The sequence below is a fragment of the Paenibacillus sp. CR_12 genome, from assembly GCF_041953985.1.
GTDB lineage: Bacteria > Bacillota > Bacilli > Paenibacillales > Paenibacillaceae > Paenibacillus_AQ > Paenibacillus_AQ lautus_A.
Genome location: NZ_JAVFHO010000008.1, coordinates 394,802 through 415,120, shown reverse-complemented (window position 1 = coordinate 415,120; position 20,319 = coordinate 394,802). Strand labels below are relative to the sequence as shown.

Annotated in this window: 21 protein-coding genes, 1 pseudogene and 1 riboswitch; of the genes and pseudogenes, 20 read left to right on the top strand and 2 right to left on the bottom strand. The window is 52.1% G+C overall.

The window, feature by feature from the left end; all coding sequences use genetic code 11:
- The first annotated feature begins 14 nt into the window (after positions 1-14).
- The gene (locus tag RB297_RS25690) at positions 15-572 is read left to right on the top strand and encodes a hypothetical protein (RefSeq protein ID WP_375121756.1); all 558 of its coding nucleotides are present in this window, start codon (positions 15-17) and stop codon (positions 570-572) included.
- A gap of 138 nt (positions 573-710) precedes the next feature.
- Entirely contained in the window at positions 711-1,919 is a 1,209-nt protein-coding gene (locus RB297_RS25685) for an MFS transporter (protein WP_375121774.1), read from the top strand.
- 171 nt (positions 1,920-2,090) lie between these two features.
- Here the strand turns inward: RB297_RS25685 and RB297_RS25680 are convergent, their stop codons facing one another.
- Entirely contained in the window at positions 2,091-3,317 is a 1,227-nt protein-coding gene (locus tag RB297_RS25680; protein ID WP_096776421.1) for an NAD(P)/FAD-dependent oxidoreductase, read from the bottom strand.
- Between the two features lie 139 nt (positions 3,318-3,456).
- On the opposite strand from RB297_RS25680, the gene RB297_RS25675 reads away from it, so the two are divergent.
- The 13 genes and pseudogenes from RB297_RS25675 (at position 3,457) to RB297_RS25615 (ending at position 12,636) form a co-directional block, all read left to right on the top strand.
- A complete protein-coding gene (locus RB297_RS25675; RefSeq protein ID WP_009590298.1) occupies positions 3,457-3,693 on the top strand; it encodes a hypothetical protein in 237 nt (78 codons plus the stop codon).
- 40 nt (positions 3,694-3,733) lie between these two features.
- On the top strand, positions 3,734-4,120 hold the full coding sequence (locus RB297_RS25670) for a spore coat protein (RefSeq protein ID WP_096776420.1): 387 nt from the start codon (positions 3,734-3,736) through the stop codon (positions 4,118-4,120).
- A gap of 190 nt (positions 4,121-4,310) precedes the next feature.
- On the top strand, positions 4,311-4,811 hold the full coding sequence (locus RB297_RS25665; RefSeq protein ID WP_009590307.1) for an Lrp/AsnC family transcriptional regulator: 501 nt from the start codon (positions 4,311-4,313) through the stop codon (positions 4,809-4,811).
- A 14-nt stretch (positions 4,812-4,825) separates the two neighbouring features.
- Positions 4,826-6,031, top strand: coding sequence for an aminotransferase class I/II-fold pyridoxal phosphate-dependent enzyme (locus RB297_RS25660; protein WP_015737134.1), 1,206 nt, complete (start codon positions 4,826-4,828; stop codon positions 6,029-6,031).
- 118 nt (positions 6,032-6,149) lie between these two features.
- Positions 6,150-6,413: an aspartyl-phosphate phosphatase Spo0E family protein gene (locus tag RB297_RS25655; RefSeq protein WP_009590300.1), complete on the top strand. Its 264-nt coding sequence runs from the start codon at positions 6,150-6,152 to the stop codon at positions 6,411-6,413.
- A 224-nt stretch (positions 6,414-6,637) separates the two neighbouring features.
- Positions 6,638-7,198, top strand: a complete 561-nt coding sequence (locus RB297_RS25650; RefSeq protein ID WP_036659974.1) for a cob(I)yrinic acid a,c-diamide adenosyltransferase — start codon at positions 6,638-6,640, stop codon at positions 7,196-7,198.
- A gap of 3 nt (positions 7,199-7,201) precedes the next feature.
- A complete protein-coding gene (locus RB297_RS25645) occupies positions 7,202-8,266 on the top strand; it encodes an RluA family pseudouridine synthase (RefSeq protein ID WP_192570753.1) in 1,065 nt (354 codons plus the stop codon).
- Positions 8,263-8,625, top strand: coding sequence for an arsenate reductase family protein (locus RB297_RS25640; RefSeq protein WP_015737131.1), 363 nt, complete (start codon positions 8,263-8,265; stop codon positions 8,623-8,625). Before RB297_RS25645 ends, RB297_RS25640 begins: the two co-directional genes overlap by 4 nt.
- Positions 8,626-8,923: 298 nt before the next feature.
- The gene (locus RB297_RS25635; RefSeq protein WP_192570754.1) at positions 8,924-9,820 is read left to right on the top strand and encodes a 5'-3' exonuclease; all 897 of its coding nucleotides are present in this window, start codon (positions 8,924-8,926) and stop codon (positions 9,818-9,820) included.
- Positions 9,821-9,835: 15 nt separating this feature from the next.
- The gene (locus RB297_RS25630) at positions 9,836-10,234 is read left to right on the top strand and encodes a hypothetical protein (RefSeq protein WP_375121755.1); all 399 of its coding nucleotides are present in this window, start codon (positions 9,836-9,838) and stop codon (positions 10,232-10,234) included.
- Positions 10,210-10,351, top strand: a pseudogene (locus tag RB297_RS25625) (molybdate ABC transporter permease subunit); the annotation flags it as partial. The gene RB297_RS25630 and the pseudogene RB297_RS25625, both read left to right, overlap by 25 nt.
- Before the next feature lie 177 nt (positions 10,352-10,528).
- On the top strand, positions 10,529-11,425 hold the full coding sequence (locus RB297_RS25620; RefSeq protein ID WP_096776417.1) for an ROK family protein: 897 nt from the start codon (positions 10,529-10,531) through the stop codon (positions 11,423-11,425).
- Positions 11,426-11,610: 185 nt separating this feature from the next.
- Positions 11,611-12,636, top strand: coding sequence for an HRDC domain-containing protein (locus tag RB297_RS25615; RefSeq protein ID WP_375121754.1), 1,026 nt, complete (start codon positions 11,611-11,613; stop codon positions 12,634-12,636).
- A gap of 152 nt (positions 12,637-12,788) precedes the next feature.
- Here the strand turns inward: RB297_RS25615 and corA are convergent, their stop codons facing one another.
- Positions 12,789-13,724, bottom strand: a complete 936-nt coding sequence (gene corA / locus RB297_RS25610) for a magnesium/cobalt transporter CorA (protein ID WP_009594304.1) — start codon at positions 13,722-13,724, stop codon at positions 12,789-12,791.
- A 442-nt stretch (positions 13,725-14,166) separates the two neighbouring features.
- A riboswitch (SAM riboswitch) is annotated at positions 14,167-14,295 on the top strand.
- A 131-nt stretch (positions 14,296-14,426) separates the two neighbouring features.
- On the opposite strand from corA, the gene metA reads away from it, so the two are divergent.
- The 5 genes from metA (at position 14,427) to RB297_RS25585 (ending at position 20,240) form a co-directional block, all read left to right on the top strand.
- Positions 14,427-15,344, top strand: a complete 918-nt coding sequence (metA, locus tag RB297_RS25605) for a homoserine O-acetyltransferase MetA (RefSeq protein ID WP_015737127.1) — start codon at positions 14,427-14,429, stop codon at positions 15,342-15,344.
- 24 nt (positions 15,345-15,368) lie between these two features.
- The gene (locus RB297_RS25600; RefSeq protein WP_096776415.1) at positions 15,369-16,553 is read left to right on the top strand and encodes a PLP-dependent transferase; all 1,185 of its coding nucleotides are present in this window, start codon (positions 15,369-15,371) and stop codon (positions 16,551-16,553) included.
- Positions 16,550-17,770 carry an aminotransferase class I/II-fold pyridoxal phosphate-dependent enzyme gene (locus RB297_RS25595; protein WP_255250641.1) on the top strand — a complete coding sequence of 407 codons (1,221 nt, stop codon included), beginning with the start codon at positions 16,550-16,552 and terminating at the stop codon, positions 17,768-17,770. Before RB297_RS25600 ends, RB297_RS25595 begins: the two co-directional genes overlap by 4 nt.
- 165 nt (positions 17,771-17,935) lie before the next feature.
- Positions 17,936-19,069 carry a cyclic dehypoxanthinyl futalosine synthase gene (gene mqnC, locus RB297_RS25590; RefSeq protein ID WP_375121753.1) on the top strand — a complete coding sequence of 378 codons (1,134 nt, stop codon included), beginning with the start codon at positions 17,936-17,938 and terminating at the stop codon, positions 19,067-19,069.
- Positions 19,070-19,334: 265 nt separating this feature from the next.
- On the top strand, positions 19,335-20,240 hold the full coding sequence (locus RB297_RS25585) for a putative sporulation protein YtxC (protein ID WP_375121752.1): 906 nt from the start codon (positions 19,335-19,337) through the stop codon (positions 20,238-20,240).
- The last annotated feature ends 79 nt before the right edge of the window (positions 20,241-20,319 follow it).

The window sequence follows — 20,319 nt, the reverse complement described above, 5'->3', positions numbered from 1 at the left end:
GGGATGAATGACCGATGGAACCGACGGTTTGCCCATGGTGCCAAAGTGAGATTGTATGGGATGAGGAGATAGGTCCCGAGGATACCTGTCCTCACTGCGCGAATGAGCTTAAAGGCTACCGCACACTGAATATCGCATTGCAAGATGAAGATGAAGAGGACGGCGGGGAGGAATATGAAGAGGCTTACGAGCCTTCCGACGAGGAGGCGCGCGATCTTCATCGCATCTGGGGCTCCGACCATGAATCGCTGTCATCGCTTCGCACCGTGGATAAGTACGGGGAAGATCACGATCTTTTTGCATTCGAGGAGACGGTGGAGGGGATCCTGGACCAACAAGAGGAAGTGCCCGAGTGTCTGCATTGCCGAGAGTATATGCTCCATGCAGGAACGCAGCGCGTGAGCGGAGAAGGCTTCCAGCCGGTTCACGCACCCTTGATCCAAGCTCCCATTCTGCAGCCTCCGTATGATCTGAACGTTTATGTATGTCCCGGATGCTTCCATGTGCAGTACAATTTGGCAGAGGACGACCGGCTTCGGATGATCAAGAGTTTTATCCATAAAAAGGAATAGAGTTGCGGAGCGGCGCTGTTGCCGATCCCGCGGATGACTTAAGGAAACTGCCGGCGGCGGTTTCCTTTTTTTTGTTCATGAAGTGGAGCGCGAAGGGGTAAAATACCTTGGACTTCAAGTGAAAGGGCAAGGGAGGAACTGTATATGAAGTTGACAAAGGACCCCCAGGCTATGCTTCTGTTATCGGTTCATGGGTTGTTTATTCTATCGAGCGCATTGTCGGGTACGTTCCTCAACGTATACTTATGGAAAAGCCGCCAGGATTACACCATGCTCGGCTGGTTCACGATTGCGCAGCAGGTGGCGCTTGGCCTGACGTTCTGGGCCGCCGGCAAATGGGTGAAGGAGCATAACAAAATGAATGCGCTTCGCCTGGGAATTGCCGTGTCCGCCTTGTTTTATCTATGCGTGCTGTGGGCAGGGAGGGACGCCGTCCATTACATTTGGCCGCTCGGCCTGCTGTTCGGTGTGTCTTTAGGATTGTTCTGGTTGGCCTTTAATGTGGTTTACTTCGAGGTGTCGAGTGCGGAGAACCGGGACTGGTTTAATGGCTGGATCGGGCTCTTGGGCTCCATAACGGGGATTATCGGTCCATGGCTGGCAGGCTGGATCATTACGCTGATGCATGGGGATCAGGGCTATCGGTTTATTTTTACCGTGTCGATGGCCATCTTCGCCGTAACGGTGGTCATGAGCTTTTTTCTGCGCAAAAGACCGGTTCAAAGCGATTATCACTGGCTGGAAGGGGTAAGCCGCCTCAAGGAGGGCGGCGTTTGGAAATACGCGGTATTAGGCTTGGCTGTTCAGGGAATCCGGGAGGGCGTGTTCTCCTTTCTCATCACGCTGCTTGTTTTCGTGGCGACGGATCAGGAGTCCAAGCTGGGGCAATTCGCGTTGATTACTTCGGCCGTTTCACTGGTCAGCTACTGGGCCTGCGGGAAATGGTTCAAGCCCAAATTCCGTAAAACCGGCATGCTGGTTGGTTCCGTATTGATGCTGCTTGTCATCATGCCGCTGCTATTTACGGTCAACTACACTACGCTGCTGGTGCTGGGAATCGGGACGTCGCTCTTCATTCCGCTGTACATGATGCCGGCTATATCGGCCAGCTTCGATCTCATGGGCGTGAATCAGGAAAACGTGGAGAAGCGGGTGGAGTTGGTCGTGCTCCGGGAACTCAGTCTGACGATAGGCCGAATTACGGGCTTGCTTGTTTTCATTCTTGTACTGTCATTCAGGCAGGATACGTTAACGATAACATTGCTGCTGCTGTTTCTGGGGGCATCCCCCATCGGATCTTGGCTGTTCATACGAAAGCTGTTTCCTAGCAAAGGACAAGCCGCCTGAGCCTGATGGCATCGATGTGAGACATGGAGATCATGCAATGAGCGAAAGTTGGATAACGCAGGTCAGCGACGTTTTTTTAAAATAGAAGGCCGGCGACGCGGAGGCAAATCGTACAAACGCAAAGAAGGTATCTCCAAGGCCGCAGGGCCTGTTAGGGGATACCTTCTTAATTTATGTGAAGTTCAGGTCGATCGGACGCCTCAGCGAGAACCATTTCAGTTCTTCGGGCTCTCTGCCGGCAATCGTCTCGGCCAGGAGGTCGGCGGCGATCATGCTGTAAACCATACCGTTTCCGCCATAAACCTCGATGAAGTAGCTGTGCGGATACTGCGGATGTCTGCCGATCAGCGGGATGCCGTCTTTGGTGGAGGCAAACACGCCAGCCCAGCTGCACGCCATTTTCACGTCCGTCATCGTAGGGAACAGCTTATGAATTTCATTCAGCAGTCTCTGGCTTCTTGGCTCGGCGTATTCCTCCGGTTTGCCTGAAGGAGGCAGCGGCTCATCCAGTCCACCGGCCATGATCCGCCGGTCCGGCGTTGTCCGGAAATAGAGATATGGACGGTCGGTCTCCCATATGAGAGCCCGCTCATACCACGAAGACAGATCGTGAACAGGCTCGGTCATAATGGCATAGGTATTGAGGAGATCCACTTGATAATCCGGCTTCCATTCTTGGGTGCTGTACCCGGTAGCCCAGATCACGTGTTTGGCTGAAACGCTTCCCAGATCCGTCATGACGGTGACATCGTTGTGTGTATACCTGGTTTCTTTCACTTCGCTGTTTTCATAAATTCGCAGCCCCTGATCGCCGGCATCTTGAAGAAGATGATGTCCGAGACGGTAGGGATTGACTTCGGCATCGCCGCGGGTATAGATGGCGGCTTCCTTTGAGAACGGAAATTTAGCCTTCACATCATCGCGGTTCCAGTACTGCACGTCGAAGCCCTTGCGTTTGAGGAGGTCATACTCATGACGAATCAAGCCGATATCTTGAGGGTTGCTGGCATAGTAGAGGCTGCTTCGAGAGATCAACCCGGAATCCCTTGACAACGTATTCGCGATTTCAGTGAGCCGACGTATGGCATTTCTGCACATCATGTAGAAGGCGGTACCCCGGTCCTCGCCAAAATGTTGAATCAAATTCGAAAGGGGACAGTCGTTGGAGATTTGCAGCAGTCCCGTATTGGCGGAAGTGCTGCCCTCGCATACTCGATTTTTCTCCAGGAGAATGGCGTCGACGCCTTGCACGCTCAGGACATAGGCCATCAGGGCACCGCTGATACCGCCTCCGACGACCAGCACGTCGCAGCTAAGCCGGTCCGAGAGCACGGGATATTTTTTTACCGGTTCGGTGTTTAAATATTTCCAGGGCGTTGTTCCGCCGGTCAGTAACATGATCCATCCCCTCCCATCGTCACATCGCAATTAGTTTGGTCGTTCCTTCCGCATTTCATGACATCTTGCGACATAGATTTGTACAACGGTGGCATACTAGGTCCTGTCAACCTAAATGGAAAGGGGAACAACGAACCGTATGACACCCAATCAGCAATTACAGCCTCTCACTTCAAAAGAGCTGGATTATATCGTGGACTGCATCTCCAACGAGACCATGCTGGCCAAGCATTGCGCCGCTACGGCTGCAGCCAGTCAGAACCCTGCCATTCAGCAGGCACTGCTCGGATTCGTCAAGCGACATGAGCAGCATCTTGATATGTTGGTGAACTCCCTTCAGACCCACAGCAGCGTTGCGCCCAACCAGCCGCAGTAAGCAGACAGTGCATAACCTACAACCCAAAGGAGGAATTACGATGGCAACCCCTAACGGATCTTCATTCCTGCCCGAAGAGGATTTGCTCAGCCCGATACTGGGAGAGCTGAAACGGGCCGTTCGAGAATATACGACAGCCACGACGGAAGCCACTTGCCCTGACGTGCGTCAAATGTTTACCCATTTGACCACGGATACGCTGAGTCTGCAAGGCGAATTCTTTAATATGATGAAGCAGCAGAACATGTACACCGCAGGCACGCATGCGCTGAAATACGACGTGGACAAGCAGCATAAACAAGCGCAGCAGTCCGTACAAAAAACTCGGGAAACGATAAATCAAAAAACTTCAAGCATGGGCGCGTATGCGCACAATCCGAACGTTGAGCCCCATGCAACCAATGTATCCCCTGCTTCTTATATGTAATGTAACCCAACCATCTATGGTTAACGCAACGATTTCGCCGATGACACCTCCAGCATTCGCTGCGGGCATGCGTCGGTTTTTTTCTTTTGCACATCCCGTGTAAGTTATTGTAATATAAGTATTAATCTCTGTTCCGACAAAACCGTGTGTCACGAGCGGTTATTCGGAATAAGTGCTGGAGGATACGTACATGGAAGAGCTAAGCGAATTGAAACTGAAGGTGCTTGACCTGCTGAAAGAGGACGCGAGAAGATCGCCGGCTCTACTCTCTACGCTACTCGGTGTAGAAGAGGAAGAAGTAAAGACCTCCATTGCGGAGCTTGAACGAGATCACGTCATTGTCAAGTACGCCACCGTTGTCAATTGGGGCAAGGTGGAGGACGAGAAGGTTACGGCGCTGATCGAGGTTCAGATAACGCCTGAGCGCGGAAGAGGCTTTGAAGGAATCGCGGAACGGATTTATTTGTTCCCGCAGGTGAAGTCGGTTTATTTGATGTCAGGCGCCTACGACCTGCTGGTCGAAGTGGAAGGCGGTAACCTGCGTGAGGTGGCCAATTTTGTTTCCGAGAAACTGTCGCCTATTGATTCTGTATTATCGACCAAAACGAATTTCATTTTGAAAAAATATAAACAAGACGGGATTATTTTTGAAGAACGTCAAGAAGACAATCGTCTCCTGATCTCGCCGTAAAGGAAGCGTGTGCTATGATTTTGAACGAACAGCAGCTTGCAGAAAATAACAGGAAATCGATGAGCTCCTATTTGGCGCCTAGAGTCAGGGATATTCAACCCTCCGGAATCCGGAAATTTTTCGATCTCGTCAGCGGAAACAAGGATATTATCACGCTAGGCGTCGGGGAGCCTGATTTCGTTACGCCGTGGCATGTACGAGAAGCGTGCGTATATTCATTGGAACGCGGGTTTACGGGCTATACGTCCAATGCCGGCATGCCGGAGCTGAGGGAAGCGATCGCGGAATATTTGAACGACAGCTTCCATGTGACCTATAATCCTGCGAATGAAATCATCGTAACCGTGGGCGGCAGTGAAGCGATTGATCTGGCGCTGCGGGCCTTGATTGTTCCCGGAGATGAAATTCTGATTCCGGAACCGTGTTACATTTCGTACTCGCCGATCGCTTCAATCGGCGGCGGCGTGCCCGTCGGCATCGAAACGACGGCGGAGCATCATTTCAAACTGACGGCCGAGGCGCTGGAAGCGCAAATCACGCCCAAATCAAAGATTCTGATTCTCTGCTATCCGAGCAATCCGACAGGGGCGATCATGACCTACGAGGATTGGCTTCCGATTGCGGAAGTGGTGGAAAAGCACGATCTGATTGTGATTTCCGATGAAATTTATGCCGAGCTCACGTATGAAGGCAAGCATGTCAGCTTTGCCTCGATGCCCGGCATGATGGACCGCACCATACTGGTGAGCGGCTTTTCGAAGGCGTTTGCTATGACCGGCTGGCGTATGGGATATGTGTGCGCCCATACGGATCTCATTGCCGCCATGCTGAAAATTCATCAGTATACGGTCATGTGTGCACCGGCCATGGGGCAAGTCGCAGCGCTTGAAGCATTGCGTAACGGCATGGGGGAGAAGGACCGAATGGTTGAATCCTATAACCAACGGCGCAGACTCGTTGTGCAGGGGCTGCGGGAGATCGGTCTGGATTGCCACGAACCCCAGGGAGCGTTTTACGCCTTCCCAAGCATCAAGGGAACGGGACTCGGCTCGGAAGAATTCGCTCAGCGATTGCTGACCGAAGCCAAAGTGGCCGCAGTGCCGGGCACTGCCTTCGGGCTTGGCGGGGAAGGTTTCATTCGCTGTTCTTATGCTACATCCATTGCTCAACTGAATGAGGCATTGGAGCGAATGGGCAATTTTGTTGAAAAAATAAAGTAGGCAAGGAATTCGTTGAACTTTTTCCTTGAATTAACAAAAGATTCACTTTTCATTGACGAAAATTATGTTATAATTTTATTTTGGGGGCAGAATTTTACTTTCCAAGGAGGGATCACCAGTGTTTTGTGATTATGAATTGTCAAACTACCGTGGTGATTATACGGCTGAAGACAATAATCACGGTAAATGGTCAATTAAATCAGCCAAATCCACTCCTCAGGAAATTACCTTGGAAGACGAAATTCACATGCTCCGCCGGAAGATGGAGCAAATATTTCTGGAAGAGCAGTCCTTCACGTCGGAAATTGTGATCGAGATCAGCAGTTTGCTGGATCTGAAGATCAACGAATATATGAAGGCCCATCCCAAAAAGAAACTCTAAAATATTTCACCATTAAATAATGCAAGGCTGTTCCTAGAGTGAGAATACTCGTGGTTCAGCCTTGTTTGTGTTTAAAACCAAACGCAACCTAAAGCACTTCCCTCTAGGCGTTATCGGCCTTGGGTTTATTCGGCCGCAGCGGGAACGTGATCCGAAATTATGCTATAGTGAGCATAATAAGATGTTATGGTGTTCGTTCTAGATATGAAATGGAGGAAGATGTGATGAAGGTATATACAAGAACGGGAGATGCGGGGGAGACTTCGATTATTGGCGGTCGCGTGCCCAAGGATGATCCGCGCATCGAAGCGTACGGCACGATCGATGAATTGAACAGCTTTGTCGGTCAGGCCGTGTGCTTGGCCAAGGAAGCCGATTTTGAGGAGCTGTATCTTCAGCTCGTTCAAATCCAGCATGAACTGTTCGATTGCGGCTCGGATCTGGCTTATGCGAGGCCTCGGGAGGATAAACTCAAGGTCGGTGCCGAGCTTGTGGATCGTCTGGAGGCGTGGCTGGATGCATTCGAAGAGAAGAACCCTCCGCTTGAGCGCTTTATTCTGCCGGGCGGAAGCGCCTTGTCTTCTTCGCTGCATGTATGCCGGACCGTATGCCGCCGCGCAGAAAGGTTGACCGTTACGCTGCAGCGAACCACCGAGATCAATCCGGAGGTCCGCCGGTACTTGAACCGGTTGTCCGATTATTTCTTTGTTGCCGCACGGGCAGCCAATGTGCATGCCGGGATACCTGATGTTGAATATGAGCGAAGCGGAAAGGTGTTCCGGTAATAGATGAGTCTGTACTATCCGCCAATCCGCTATGTCGTGCCTTCACACGAAGACGGCATGCTGCTTAAGACCATTTTGCAAAAAAGAATGGGGGTATCCCGCAAGCTGCTCTCCCGCCTCAAATTGACGGAGCAGGGCATTATGCTGAACGGGACCCGCGTATATATTAGCGTTAAAGTGCAAGCGGGCGATTTGGTCGAAATTCGGATGGAGCAGGAACGTTCCAACGATATGCTGCCCCAGCCCATGGAACTTCATATTCTGTACGAGGATGAGCATCTGCTTGTCTTGAACAAGCCGGCAGGGGTCATCGTGCATCCCACGCATGGGCATTACACCGACACGCTGGCCAACGGCGTCGTTCATTATTGGCAGGAGAAGGGCTGGAATTACCGGTTCAGAGCGGTTCACCGGCTCGATCAGGAGACTTCCGGCGTACTGGTAATCGCGAAGAATGCGTATATTCATCAGCATGTTTCCGAACAAATGATTGCCGGCACCGTCGATAAGAGGTATGTCGCTTTTGTGCATGGAAGACCTTCTTCGCAGACAGGCGATATTGACGGTCCGATTGATCGGGATCCGTTGGAGCCCCACCGGCGCATCGTAACCCCGGAAGGATATCCTTCGCTTACGCGGTATAGGGTATGCGAAACATACCCCTCCGCATCCTTGGTTGAATTGAAGCTCGAAACAGGCCGGACGCATCAAATTCGGGTGCATATGCTAAGCATCGGTTGTCCATTGATCGGAGATCAGATGTACAGGCATCCCGTATACAGCGATCAGGAATTGTTATCGAATGCGCCGGAGAGGGATGAGGATTCCCATGGGGCCGTCGGGTCATTGGATCCGTTAGCCGCAACGATCATGAGGCTGGACGGCTATATGGACAGGCAGGCGCTGCATGCGGCAAGCCTGACGCTGATGCATCCGATAGAGGGGAAGACGATGGTATTCACGGCCCCGCTACCTGAGGACATGAAATCATTGAGATTAGCGCTCGCGCAAGAAGCTGTCACTTCGTTATGTAACACTACAACATTAGAGGGAGAACCTATTGAATGAGCAAACTGAAAGTATATCAATATCCGAAATGCGGGACTTGCCGCAACGCCGTGAAATGGCTGCAGAACGAAGGACATGAGCTGGAGCTTCAACATATTTTCGAACAACCGCCAAAGAAGGACGAGTTAGCCGACCTGATCGCCAAGAGCGGACTGGAGCTAAAGAAATTTTTCAATACGAGCGGCGAGGTATACAAGGAAATGAACCTGAAAGACAAGCTGCCCGGCCTTTCCGATGAGGAGAAGATCGAACTGTTGTCTTCCAACGGAAGATTGATCAAGCGTCCGATCGTGACCGACGGCAGCAAAGTAACCGTCGGCTTCAAAGCGGAGCAATATCAGGAGGCATGGCAGAAGTAACGGTCGTTTTTGGGATATGACAGACACAAAAGACAAACTGCGGCAGTGATTGATTACGAGAGTCGCGGAATCGGTTTGCCGAAGGGCAGCCATTCGCCGGTAACGATGTCGTCCTGCTGATGAAGGCAGAGCATTCCATGGTCTTTCGACCATCGGAATGTTCTTTTTTTTTGTGAGCAGCCCGCGATAGGAAATTCAAAGAAATACCCTGTGACAAGCCCAAGTCCATATAAGGATATGGTATAATGACAAGGTATATTTTAAGGTTATACCAGAGAAGTTAAAGTTAGGAGCGATCATGACCGTGATACCCAATACACAACCATCCTTAATGCTCGTCGACGGGATGGCTTTATTATTTCGTGCTTATTATGCAACCGCGTCCAGCGGTTATATCCGTCGTACCAAAGCGGGTGTGCCGACCAACGCGATTTACGGTTTCCTGCGGTATATGTGGGATGCCATCGATAAATTTCAGCCTACCCATGTGGCTTGCTGCTGGGATATGGGCTCAAAAACATTCCGTACGGAGCAATTCGCCTCGTATAAAGGCAATCGTCCGGAAGCGCCGGATGACTTGGTTCCGCAGTTCTCGCTGGTTCGCGACGTGACGGAATGCCTCGGGATCCCGAATCTGGGCGTTGTGGGTTATGAGGCCGATGACTGCATCGGTACGCTTGCCAGACGGTTCGGAGATAGCATGAACGTCATGATCCTGTCGGGCGACCACGATTTGCTTCAGCTCGTGAACGATTCGACTTCGGTCATCATTATGAAAAAGGGGCATGGCAATTATATGCACTATACACCGGAGACGCTTTATGCCGAAAAGGGTCTTTCTCCAAGACAGGTGATCGATGTAAAAGGCCTGATGGGGGATACGAGCGACAATTATCCGGGCGTACGCGGGATCGGCGAGAAGACGGCTGTCAAGCTGATCCAGGAATATGAATCCGTGGAAGGCATCCTTGCCAATCTTGATTCATTGACCAAAGGGGTTCGCACCAAGATCGAAGCGGATTTGGAGATGCTGCATCTGTCCCGGGCCCTGGCCGAAATTCATTGCGAGGTTCCAATGGAATGCGAGCTCGATTTGTGCCGCCTGAGCGTGGATCACGAACGTGCGTTAACCAAGCTGGAGGAGCTGGAAATGAAGAGTCTTGGCCATCTTTTTGGGGTGGCGGTGGTTTCCTAGCCGCTTCGGTCGAAGGTGTCGTACCGGAGACATCCGCAGCAGGCCGGGGCACTTCTTCAATTCACCAGGAAGCCTGAAATCAGCGGCGTCTTCATGGTGGCTGGATCGTGTTTGTGGAGCCGTCGTCGTGACCATGACGAAAATGATCGGCTCGGGTTGCCGGAATGGCAGTCGATAAAAACATCACTGCGGTCCAGCATCAGTGCCTTTATACTGGGATCAGCGGCGGCACGCTGGATGTCCCGGCGCGCGTTTGTCGGCAGAACGGCCGGCGAAACGCAGCTGATGCTCCTGCCAATGGTGGTAGGCTTTCCGTCCGCTAGTGGTACTGAGCAGAAACAGCTGGATCCGCGCTGCCGCAGGTCCGCGAGGCAGGCGTATCGGCGTTCATTCTGGCTTTTGCCGGAGGTTTAGGCGAATTTGAGGCAACCTGGATGGGTTGCAAGCAATATACCGTGCGTCACGCAAACGCTGCCCACGGCGATTTACGTTGCGGTTAGCAATGGCCAAAGCGGGCTGGCATGGGCGTGGCGACGGTTATGATTTTGTTCTCATGGCTGTTACTCCCGCGGCTCGGAACGGGTAGAGGCAGAGAAAGAGGCAGGCAGACTTGACGGGAGCACAATGTTTACATATGCTTCGAATAGAGCTTGTTAGCAACCATATAGAGAACAAGGCACAGCACATCGTGGAGAGGATGGAAGAAGCATGAGTTTACTTGGAGCAATTGAAGCAGGAGGAACCAAGTTCGTTTGCGGCGTGGGTACGGAGGATGGAACGGTTGTGGAGCGAGTGAGCTTTCCGACGACAACCCCTGAAGAAACCATGGCAAACGTCTTTAACTTTTTTGCGGATAAGGATATAGAGGCGATCGGAGTCGGTTCGTTCGGACCGATTGACCCGGTGAAAGGCAGCCCGACCTACGGCTGCATTACAACGACGCCGAAGCCGCATTGGAGCAATTACAATATCGTCAAAGCATTGGAAGAGCGTTTTGACGTTCCGATCGGATTTGATACGGATGTAAACGGAGCTGCTCTTGGAGAATATACGTGGGGGGCGGCCCAGGGACTGGACAGCTGTCTTTATATCACCATCGGAACGGGAGTGGGAGCAGGCGCCGTGGTATCCGGCGAACTGATTCACGGCCTGTCCCATCCGGAGATGGGGCATATTTACGTCCGCCGTCATCCGGAAGACAAATATGAGGGGACCTGTCCTTATCATGCAGACTGTTTGGAGGGGCTTGCTGCGGGACCGTCTCTTGGCAAACGCTGGGGTGTTCCCGGCGTGGAATTGACGCCGGATCATCCGGCTTGGGAGATGGAAGCTTATTATCTCGCTCAAGCGCTGATGAATTATGTCCTCATCTTGTCCCCTCAGCGGATCGTGATGGGTGGAGGCGTGATGAAGCAGGAGCAGCTGTTCCCGCTGATCCGCACGAAGCTTCAAGAGCTGCTGGCAGGATATGTTCAGCATCCAAGCCTTCATGACGGGATCGATCAATTCATCGTTCCGCCGATGCTCGGCGATAATGCGGGTCTCTGCGGCGCATTGGCATTGGCCAAGCTGGCAGTGGATGAAGCCAAGAGCATTCAAGCTTAGCCTGATTTCTTATATAGGGCAAGTTCAAAATGGATTGGATTCTATTACAGATTATGGTATTATAGTTTCAACAGTATAATGTATGGAACGAAGGAAGCACCTTTCTTGCCGCTGCGCGGAGGAGAGGTGCTTTTTTGCGTTGTTCCGCCTTTATGCTGATTGCGTAAACGGGAGGTTATCGAGGGATGCAAATTGTGTTCATGAATCGGATGAGCGGAGCGGATGAGTCAGGTCATCTCCGTTCGGCCCAAGTATGGATCGGCGAGGAAGAAGGAGGATGGCGACTCGGCTGGCGGAATATGGAACCGGACGGTGAAGTTTCCGATGACGAATGGTATGAAGGCAACTCATGGAATGAGCTGCTATGCGTGTATCGGCACCAGCTTGCGAAGAAGCTCGGAGAAGGCTTCCGCCCGCTAATCGAAGGGGTATTCCATGAACCTGGGGAGACCGGGAGCAAGAATCTCGGCACTCAGAAGCTGCAGTGTTACAGCGAGCTGTACGGATCGGAGGAGCTGTACACGGAGCTGTGCGCCTGGCGCAGGAGAAAGGCAGCATCCGGAAGAAAAGCGCCCTATTTCATTGCCAGCAACCGGGTGCTGCGCATGATCAGCGCTTTTGTTCCCCAGAGTGAGGAAGAGCTGCTGCAGCTTCCGGGAATCGGGGTTAGCAAGGCTTCGGAGCACGGGGCGGAATGGCTGGAGATTACGACGAAAACCGAGCGAACCACCACGTTTCCACTGGATTGGGTGTATACGCAGCTGCCGGAAGAGGAGTTCTTGTCCTGGCTGTATAAACAGAAGGAACAGAGATATCAGCAGGAGCTTGAACGCTTCCGAACCCGCCGTGCGATGCTGATTGGCATAGCCGAGGGCGCTTCGCTGACCGAGCTTGAAGCGCGTACCTCGCTGTCGCGCCGGGATTTGGTCGAGGAATTGGAAGGGCTTGAGAAGGAAGGCTATGATACGGAGCAGCTGCTCCAGGTCGAATTGAACACGATGACGGCTGCGGAGCAGGAAAACGTATGGAAGGCGTTTGAAGAGTTGGGCGATACGTTTCTTAAACCTGTGTTACAGCGGGTATACGGACAGGGACAAGCGGAGAACGCAGAAGCAGAAGAGCTGGGCGGAACGGAGAGGCTGTATGAGCGGCTTCGTCTCATACGGATCCGCTTTCGGCGCGATCAGCCCGGCAAAGCGAATGCCGGTTAATCTACCTTAAACGAAGTCAGGACGGATTCTCCCGGTTGCAGGGAGATCCGTCCTGATGCTAATTCGCCGTGCTTGTAGATTGAGTTTGAATTGCGGCCGTTCGTATGAACCGTTGTGATCCGGCCAGTACTCTCCCCTTTGACCAGGGTGCCTCATATCCAATCTTTTTTACGGAACAGGTAAAACATGAGCGCGCCGGCAAAAACCATGATGCCGATAACCACATAATAGGAATATCTCCAATGAAGTTCCGGCATATACTCAAAGTTCATACCGTAGATGCCCGTAATCAGCGTCAATGGAATAAAGATCGTTGTAATAGCGGTAAACACGCGCATGATTTCATTGGCCCGATTGGCGATACTGGATTGGTAAGCTTCCCGAAGGTTCCCCATGAGATCCCGATAGGTCTCGAACGTTTCGGAAATTTTAACGGCATTTTCATAGATATCGCTGAAGTATTTCTGCAGCTGGTCATCGATCAGCCGAAGATCTTTTTTGTTGAGCGTATTGATAACTTCCTTCTGAGGTCCAAGCACCTTCTTCAACCAAAGAATCTCGCTTCGCAGACCGATGATCTCGCTGAGATGGGATTTTTTGGTATGCATCAGAATGTCTTCCTCCAGCTTTTCAATCCGCGCTTCAATTCGGTCCCCTACGGAGAAGTAGTTGTCCGTGACGAGGTCGATCAAGAGATAGAGGAAGCGGTCAGGCGTGCTGACTTCATCCTCCCAGAGTAGCGGTTTGACGGTGCGGAGCTCATGGATCTTTTGCTTGGTCACCGTAATAATAAAATGCCTGCCCAGGAAAACATTCAATGCCCGAAGGAAAATCTCTTCGTCGTCAAACCGGATGCTGTTCACGACGATAAAATAGTGGTTCTCGTATATTTCAATTTTGGGACGCTGCTCCTCTTCGCTGAGGCAATCCTCAACGGCAAGATCATGCAGGGAGAAGAGGGGCTGCAGTTCGGCTAAATCATCCACGTCCGCATCCAGCCAGTAGAAGCCGCTGGCCGGAGCTGTCAGCGTCATTTCGATGTCATCAACAGGGGTAAATACGCCCGAATCGACCAACCGGATTTTCATCTGATATCACTCCTTTGTCTAATCCAAGCTGCTTAAGTCAAGCAGTTAAGGCACAGGATATCAGCCCACCGGTGTACGGGCATAAATCGAGGAAGGTTAGAATACGATAAAAAGCGCATGAAAAATAACGCTGCCCTCTGCCGGTAAGCTGATCTTGATCCTATGCGGTTGTGCGTCTTGTGCATCCAGTTTCTGGCTCGGGTCACCGTCCATCTTCCATGTCACCTCTTTCATACTCGGTTTTAAACAGCACTTGTCTAGTATAACGCCGGGTGTAGGACCTTTCAAGTGAAATCCGGAGCAGTCCAAGGGCCATGATATAGGGTATGGAAACCTTTGGTGAAGTGTGACAAACTCATGAAAAGGTTCTTGACGAAAAATTGAGGATGATTTAAAGTAGGTATCAATTACGAAACAATTCCAAACAACTGAATAAAGCGAAATCTTATCAAGAGCAGGTGGAGGGACTAGCCCTATGAAACCCGGCAACCGGCGGCAATATCGCACGGTGCTAATTCTTGCAGGAGATACGACGATTGTATAAGCCGTTGTATAGCCTGACAGATGAGAGAGGCGCATTGTGATACGTATATGATGACCTTTCTCTACTTCGAGAAAGGTCTTCTTGCGTTTATACAGTCTAACGCTCTTTCTCACAGCTTTATGGATGTATCATTTCATATTTCGAAGGAGTGAGCCGAGATGCCAATTAAAATTCCGGATGCCCTGCCGGCAAAGGAAGTTCTGGCTGGAGAAAACATTTTTGTCATGGATGAGAGTCACGCGTTTCATCAGGATATCCGCCCGCTGCGGATTGCGATCCTGAATTTGATGCCAACCAAGGAAACGACGGAGACCCAGCTGCTGCGATTGATCGGCAACTCCCCGCTCCAGGTGGATGTCGTCCTTCTTCACCCGAGTTCCCACGTATCGAAGAATACGTCGGCCGAGCATTTGAAATCATTTTACAAAACCTTTGAAGAAGTGAAGAACCGTCGTTTTGACGGCATGATCATTACAGGAGCTCCGGTGGAGCAGCTGGAGTTCGAAGAAGTGAATTACTGGGATGAGCTTACTGAAATTTTTGAATGGACCAAGACCCATGTAACCTCCACGCTCCATATCTGCTGGGCGTCGCAAGCCGGGCTTTATTATCATTACGGCGTGCCGAAATACAGCCTCGAGGAAAAGTGCTTTGGCGTATTTCCGCATACGATCAATGAAGCGTGTACCAAGCTGCTCCGCGGATTTGACGAAATGTTCTTTGTTCCGCATTCCCGTCATACGGAAGTTCGGCGCGAAGACATAACAGGCGTGGATGATTTGGTCATCCTGTCCGAGTCCGAGGAAGCAGGGATTTATTTGGTATCCAGCCGGGACGGCAAGCAGATTTTTGCCACAGGGCATTCCGAGTATGATGCGGACTCTCTGAAATGGGAGTATGACCGGGACGTTGCCAAAGGCATGGACATCGCGCTGCCGCGCAACTATTACCCGAACGACGATCCAACAAGAACCCCTCCGTCCATATGGCGCGCGCATGCAAACTTATTATTCACTAATTGGCTCAATTACTATGTATATCAGGAAACGCCATATGATATCGGTCCGCAAATTTAACAGCGTACGGGAGGAGAGTTTGTGATGGAGAAGAAACCTTTGAATATAGAGAGCCGGCTGGCACAGATCGGATCGGTGCAGGAGCCGGTAACGGGAGCAGTGAATTTTCCGATTTATCAGGCTACGGCATACCGCCATCCTAAATTAGGCCAGAGCACGGGGTTTGATTATGCCCGCACCAAGAATCCGACCCGTTCGGTACTCGAGGATGCTTGCGCCGAGCTGGAATCCGGTGACGCCGGCTTTGCCTGCAGCTCGGGCATGGCGGCCCTTCAGACGATTTTTGCGCTGTTCGGTCAAGGCGATCACCTGATTGTGTCGCTCGATCTGTACGGAGGGACGTATCGGCTGCTGGAGCGGATCATGTCCAAGTTCGGGGTAACGGCAACCTACGTGGATACGAACGACTTGGATGCGCTGGAAGGATCCAGACGACCGAACACGAAGGCCGTATTTATCGAAACGCCGACCAATCCGCTCATGATGGTTACGGATATCGAAGCAGTCTGTACGTGGGCAAGACGCCATCAATTGATCAGCATCGTGGATAATACGCTGCTAACCCCGTATTTCCAGAGACCCATCGAGCTTGGGGCGGATATCGTCATACATAGCGCCACCAAGTATCTGGGAGGGCATAACGATGTGCTGGCAGGCATCATCGTGACGAAGGGCAAGGAATTATCCGAGGAGATGGCCTTCCTTCATAACTCCATCGGGGCGGTGCTGAGTCCTTCCGATTCCTATCAGTTAATGAGGGGAATGAAGACACTCGCGCTTCGCATGGACCGGCACGAATCGAATGCAACCGCGGTGGCAACCTTTTTGACAACCCACCCGGCGATCGGCGAGGTGTATTACCCTGCTCTGCCGGATCATCCGGGGCATGAGATCCAGAATCGCCAATCCAGCGGCAACACGGGCATCTTCTCCTTCAAGGTGAAGGACGCCCGCTATGTCGAGCCGGTGCTGCGGCACATCAAACTGATTGCATTCGCAGAAAGCCTCGGAGGCGTCGAGTCCCTGATGACATACCCGGCGGTCCAGACCCATGCGGACATCCCGCTTGAGATTCGGGAAGCGATCGGCGTGGACGACCGCTTGCTTCGGTTCTCGGTCGGCATCGAGCATGCGGATGACCTGATCGCGGATTTGGATGCTGCGCTGGGCGCGGCTATGGCAGAAGTAGAAGGGAGCACGGGAGCATGAGCATCGATAAAGGTCTATCCGGCTTGGGAACGGAAACCAAGCAGGTATCAGTAAAACAGGGACACCAAGAAGAACTTCGTTTCGAGACGAAACTATTGCATTTCGGCGGGGAAATCGACCGGGCAACCGGCGCCTCAAGCGTTCCGATCTATCAAGCCTCGACGTTTCATCATGAAGACGTCTTTAACCCGCCGCTGCACGATTACAGCCGTTCCGGCAATCCGACGCGGCAAGCGCTGGAAGATTATATCGCCCTCTTGGAAGGAGGCGTGCGCGGCTTCGCTTATGCATCCGGCATGGCGGCGATCTCCAGCTCGTTCATGCTGCTGTCCGCGGGCGATCACATGATCGTGACGGAGGACGTATACGGCGGAACCTACCGCCTGCTGACCAGCATACTGAGCCGTATGGGCATCGAGAGCACCTTCGTCGACATGACCGATCTGGAGCAGGTGAAGGCGGCCCTCAAACCGAATACAAAAGCGGTTTATATGGAAACCCCTTCGAACCCGACCTTGAAAATTACCGACATCGGCGCCGTCACGGATTGGGCGAAGGAGCAAGGCCTGCTTACCCTGCTGGACAATACGTTCATGACGCCGTTCTATCAGCGCCCGATCGAGTTCGGCGTGGATATCGTCATCCACAGCGCAACCAAATTCCTTGGCGGACACAGCGATGTGCTGGCAGGTCTCGCCGTAGCCAGAACCCAGGAGCTGGGAGACCAGTTGAAACAGCTGCAAAATGGTTTGGGCACGGTGCTTGGAGTACAGGATTCCTGGCTCCTTATGCGGGGCATGAAGACGCTCGGCACTCGGATGGCCCACTCCGAGCAAAGCGCGGCCAAGCTGGCGGCCTGGCTGCAGGGAAGAAGCGATATTGAGCAAGTGTATTACCCCGGCCTCTTGAATCATCCGGGACGGGAAGTCCATGAGAAGCAATCGAGCGGTTACGGCGCGGTCATCTCCTTTGACGTCGGCTCAGGCGAGCGTGCGAAGCAGGTGCTGAACCGCGTGAAGCTGCCGCTGGTAGCCGTCAGCCTGGGAGCAGTGGAAAGCATCCTGTCGTATCCGGCGATGATGTCCCATGCGGCCATGGGCGAGAAGGTTCGGCATGAGCGCGGCATTACCGACGGTTTGCTCCGCTTCTCGGTCGGACTGGAGGATGTAGATGACCTGATTGCCGATTTGGACCAGGCCTTTTCTGCCAGCAACTAAAGATTTTTTAGAAGCAATGAACCTCATTTGAAGATTTGCCAAATCATAGAATTCGGCATCCTGTCACGGACGGGATGTCGTTTTTAATGGCGGAATGTGGTAGGATGGGATAGACGAAGTTTTACTGGCGATTTGTATTTTGTTTTAAGTAGGGAGGCTGCAAGAATGAGTGCGGTAAACCGTATATTGGATAAAGCTTTACGCGGTGAGCGTTTAAATTTGGAAGATACCGTGACCCTTTTTGAGAGTGATGAGATCGAGAAGATTGGCCATGCGGCGAATGTGATGACCAAGCGCCTGCATCCGGATCCCATCACGACGTTTGTTATCGGCCGGAATATCAACTACACCAACATATGTGATGTATTCTGCCGTTTCTGTGCTTTTTATCGCAGACCCGGCTCTTCCGAGGGCTATGTTCTGCCGGATGAGACGATCTTCCAGAAGATTCAGGAAACCGAGGACGTCAACGGCACTGAAATTTTGATGCAGGGCGGAGTCAATCCGGATTTGCCTTTCAATTATTATACGGATCTGCTCCGCAATATTAAGAAGCGGTTCCCTAACATTACGATGCATTCCTTCTCCCCGGCGGAAATCATGAAGATGGTGGAGATCTCCGGGCTCACACTAGAAGAGGTGATGCGCGAGCTCCACAGCGCCGGTCTGGATTCGCTGCCTGGCGGCGGCGCGGAGATTCTGGATGATCGCATCCGCAAAAAAGTCAGCCGTTTGAAAGGTACATGGCGGCAATGGATGGATGTCATGCAGACGGCCCATAAGGTCGGCATGAACACGACGGCTACCATGGTGATCGGTCTTGGCGAAACGATGGAAGAGCGTGCGCTACATATGCTTCGCGTGCGTGATGCGCAGGATGAATGCATCCAGAACGGTTATGATTCCAAAGGCTTCCTGGCCTTCATCCCGTTTACCTTCCAGCCGGACAACACAAACCTCAAGCGCGAGCGCGAAACGCCGGAAGCGTACCTGAAGACGGTAGCCATCGGCCGGCTTGCGATCGACAACGTGCCGAACCTGCAATCGTCCTGGGTAACGATGGGGCCTGAGATCGGCAAGCTGTCGCTCAGTTACGGCTGCAACGACTTCGGCAGCACGATGATGGAGGAGAACGTGGTGTCTTCCGCAGGCGCCGTGTACAAGGTCAACATTGAATCGATTATTCAATTAATCCGCGAGACCGGCAACATTCCGGCTCAGCGCAACACCCGGTATGATATCCTTCGCGTGTTCGAGGATAACAGCACCGTGGAGCGCGACTTCGTAATGCAGAACTAATCGCATAATTTATAATCCGCAAGACGGGCCGACTCGGCCCGTTTTTTATTTAGATATCAGAAAAAGTATACATTCAAAAAGCATGAACCTTCCTGATATCGCATTAAAAAATTACTATTCAGAGGGGCAGGCCCTTCATGGAACGTGCGTTGATAAACATTTTTAATATGCGCGCCGGGACTTGCTTGTTTTTCCAAGCAGGAGTTCCGTATATACCCGAGCGGGTCCCCATATACTGAAAAGGGAACTCGAAAGGAGTGATTCCATGGAACTGTTCAGCATTTCTGTCGGTACGCGGACGGAAGACGAGAAAAAGGCGTTCCACCGCATATTGTCAGACAAGCAGAAAGAGCTACATAAACAGTGCAAGCCGCTCAAATTCACATTCAGCGCTTCGAATGACCGCGTGATTTGGACGTGCTCCGGCAAGCTTCCGCTGTCTTCGTGGACCGTATCGGCCGACACGCTGCGCCGGCTTGCTGCCGAAGCGGTCACGGCTTACATTCTGGAGGAGAAGGAGCAGGAGATTGCTACACGGTTAATGTTCTCGGAATTCGAGTTTGATGATGAGGAAGAAGCAGGGCGGATTTTGCAGTGGTTTTTGATGCTCCTGCAAAAAGAAGAAGGCCCGTCCGGGGATTTCTGGCAGAGCCGCAAGCGCAAGCTGTCCGAAGGCATATATCAATGCCTTAACGAGGCGCCGGAGCTCAATCTGGACGGTTTCATGACCTTCAGGCTCCAGTCCTATGAACAGGAGCTTCGCGAGATGGCCGAGTACGCGGTGGATGAGTTCATGCTTGATCAGCAGTATGAGGAGTTCGTAAGCCTGCTGAAATATTTCGTTTATTTTCAGGAGCCCAAAATGCCGCTGGTTCACGTCATTCATAAAGGGGAAGAGGACTTTTTGCTGCTGGACGGCAATCTTCGCCCGATCGAACGCCCTCGTGACGACGGACTGGTTATGGAAAGGCTGGACCAGGAGATGGAGATTGAGGATATGGTCGTCAGCACGCTGATTTCGGTATCTCCGGCCCGCATGATTATCCACACGAGACAGCCGGAGCTTCCCGTCATCGCAACATTGGCCCATATCTTTGATAACCGAGCCGAAGTATGCTGCAGCTGTCCGGAATGCAGCGCGCTTCTGGGAAGCGGACGAATGATGACTTGACGCACCGAAGCGGTCAGGATTATAATTACTGATAAATTCACGTAAAAGCTCTGACAAAGACATGAATCAATCCGGATCC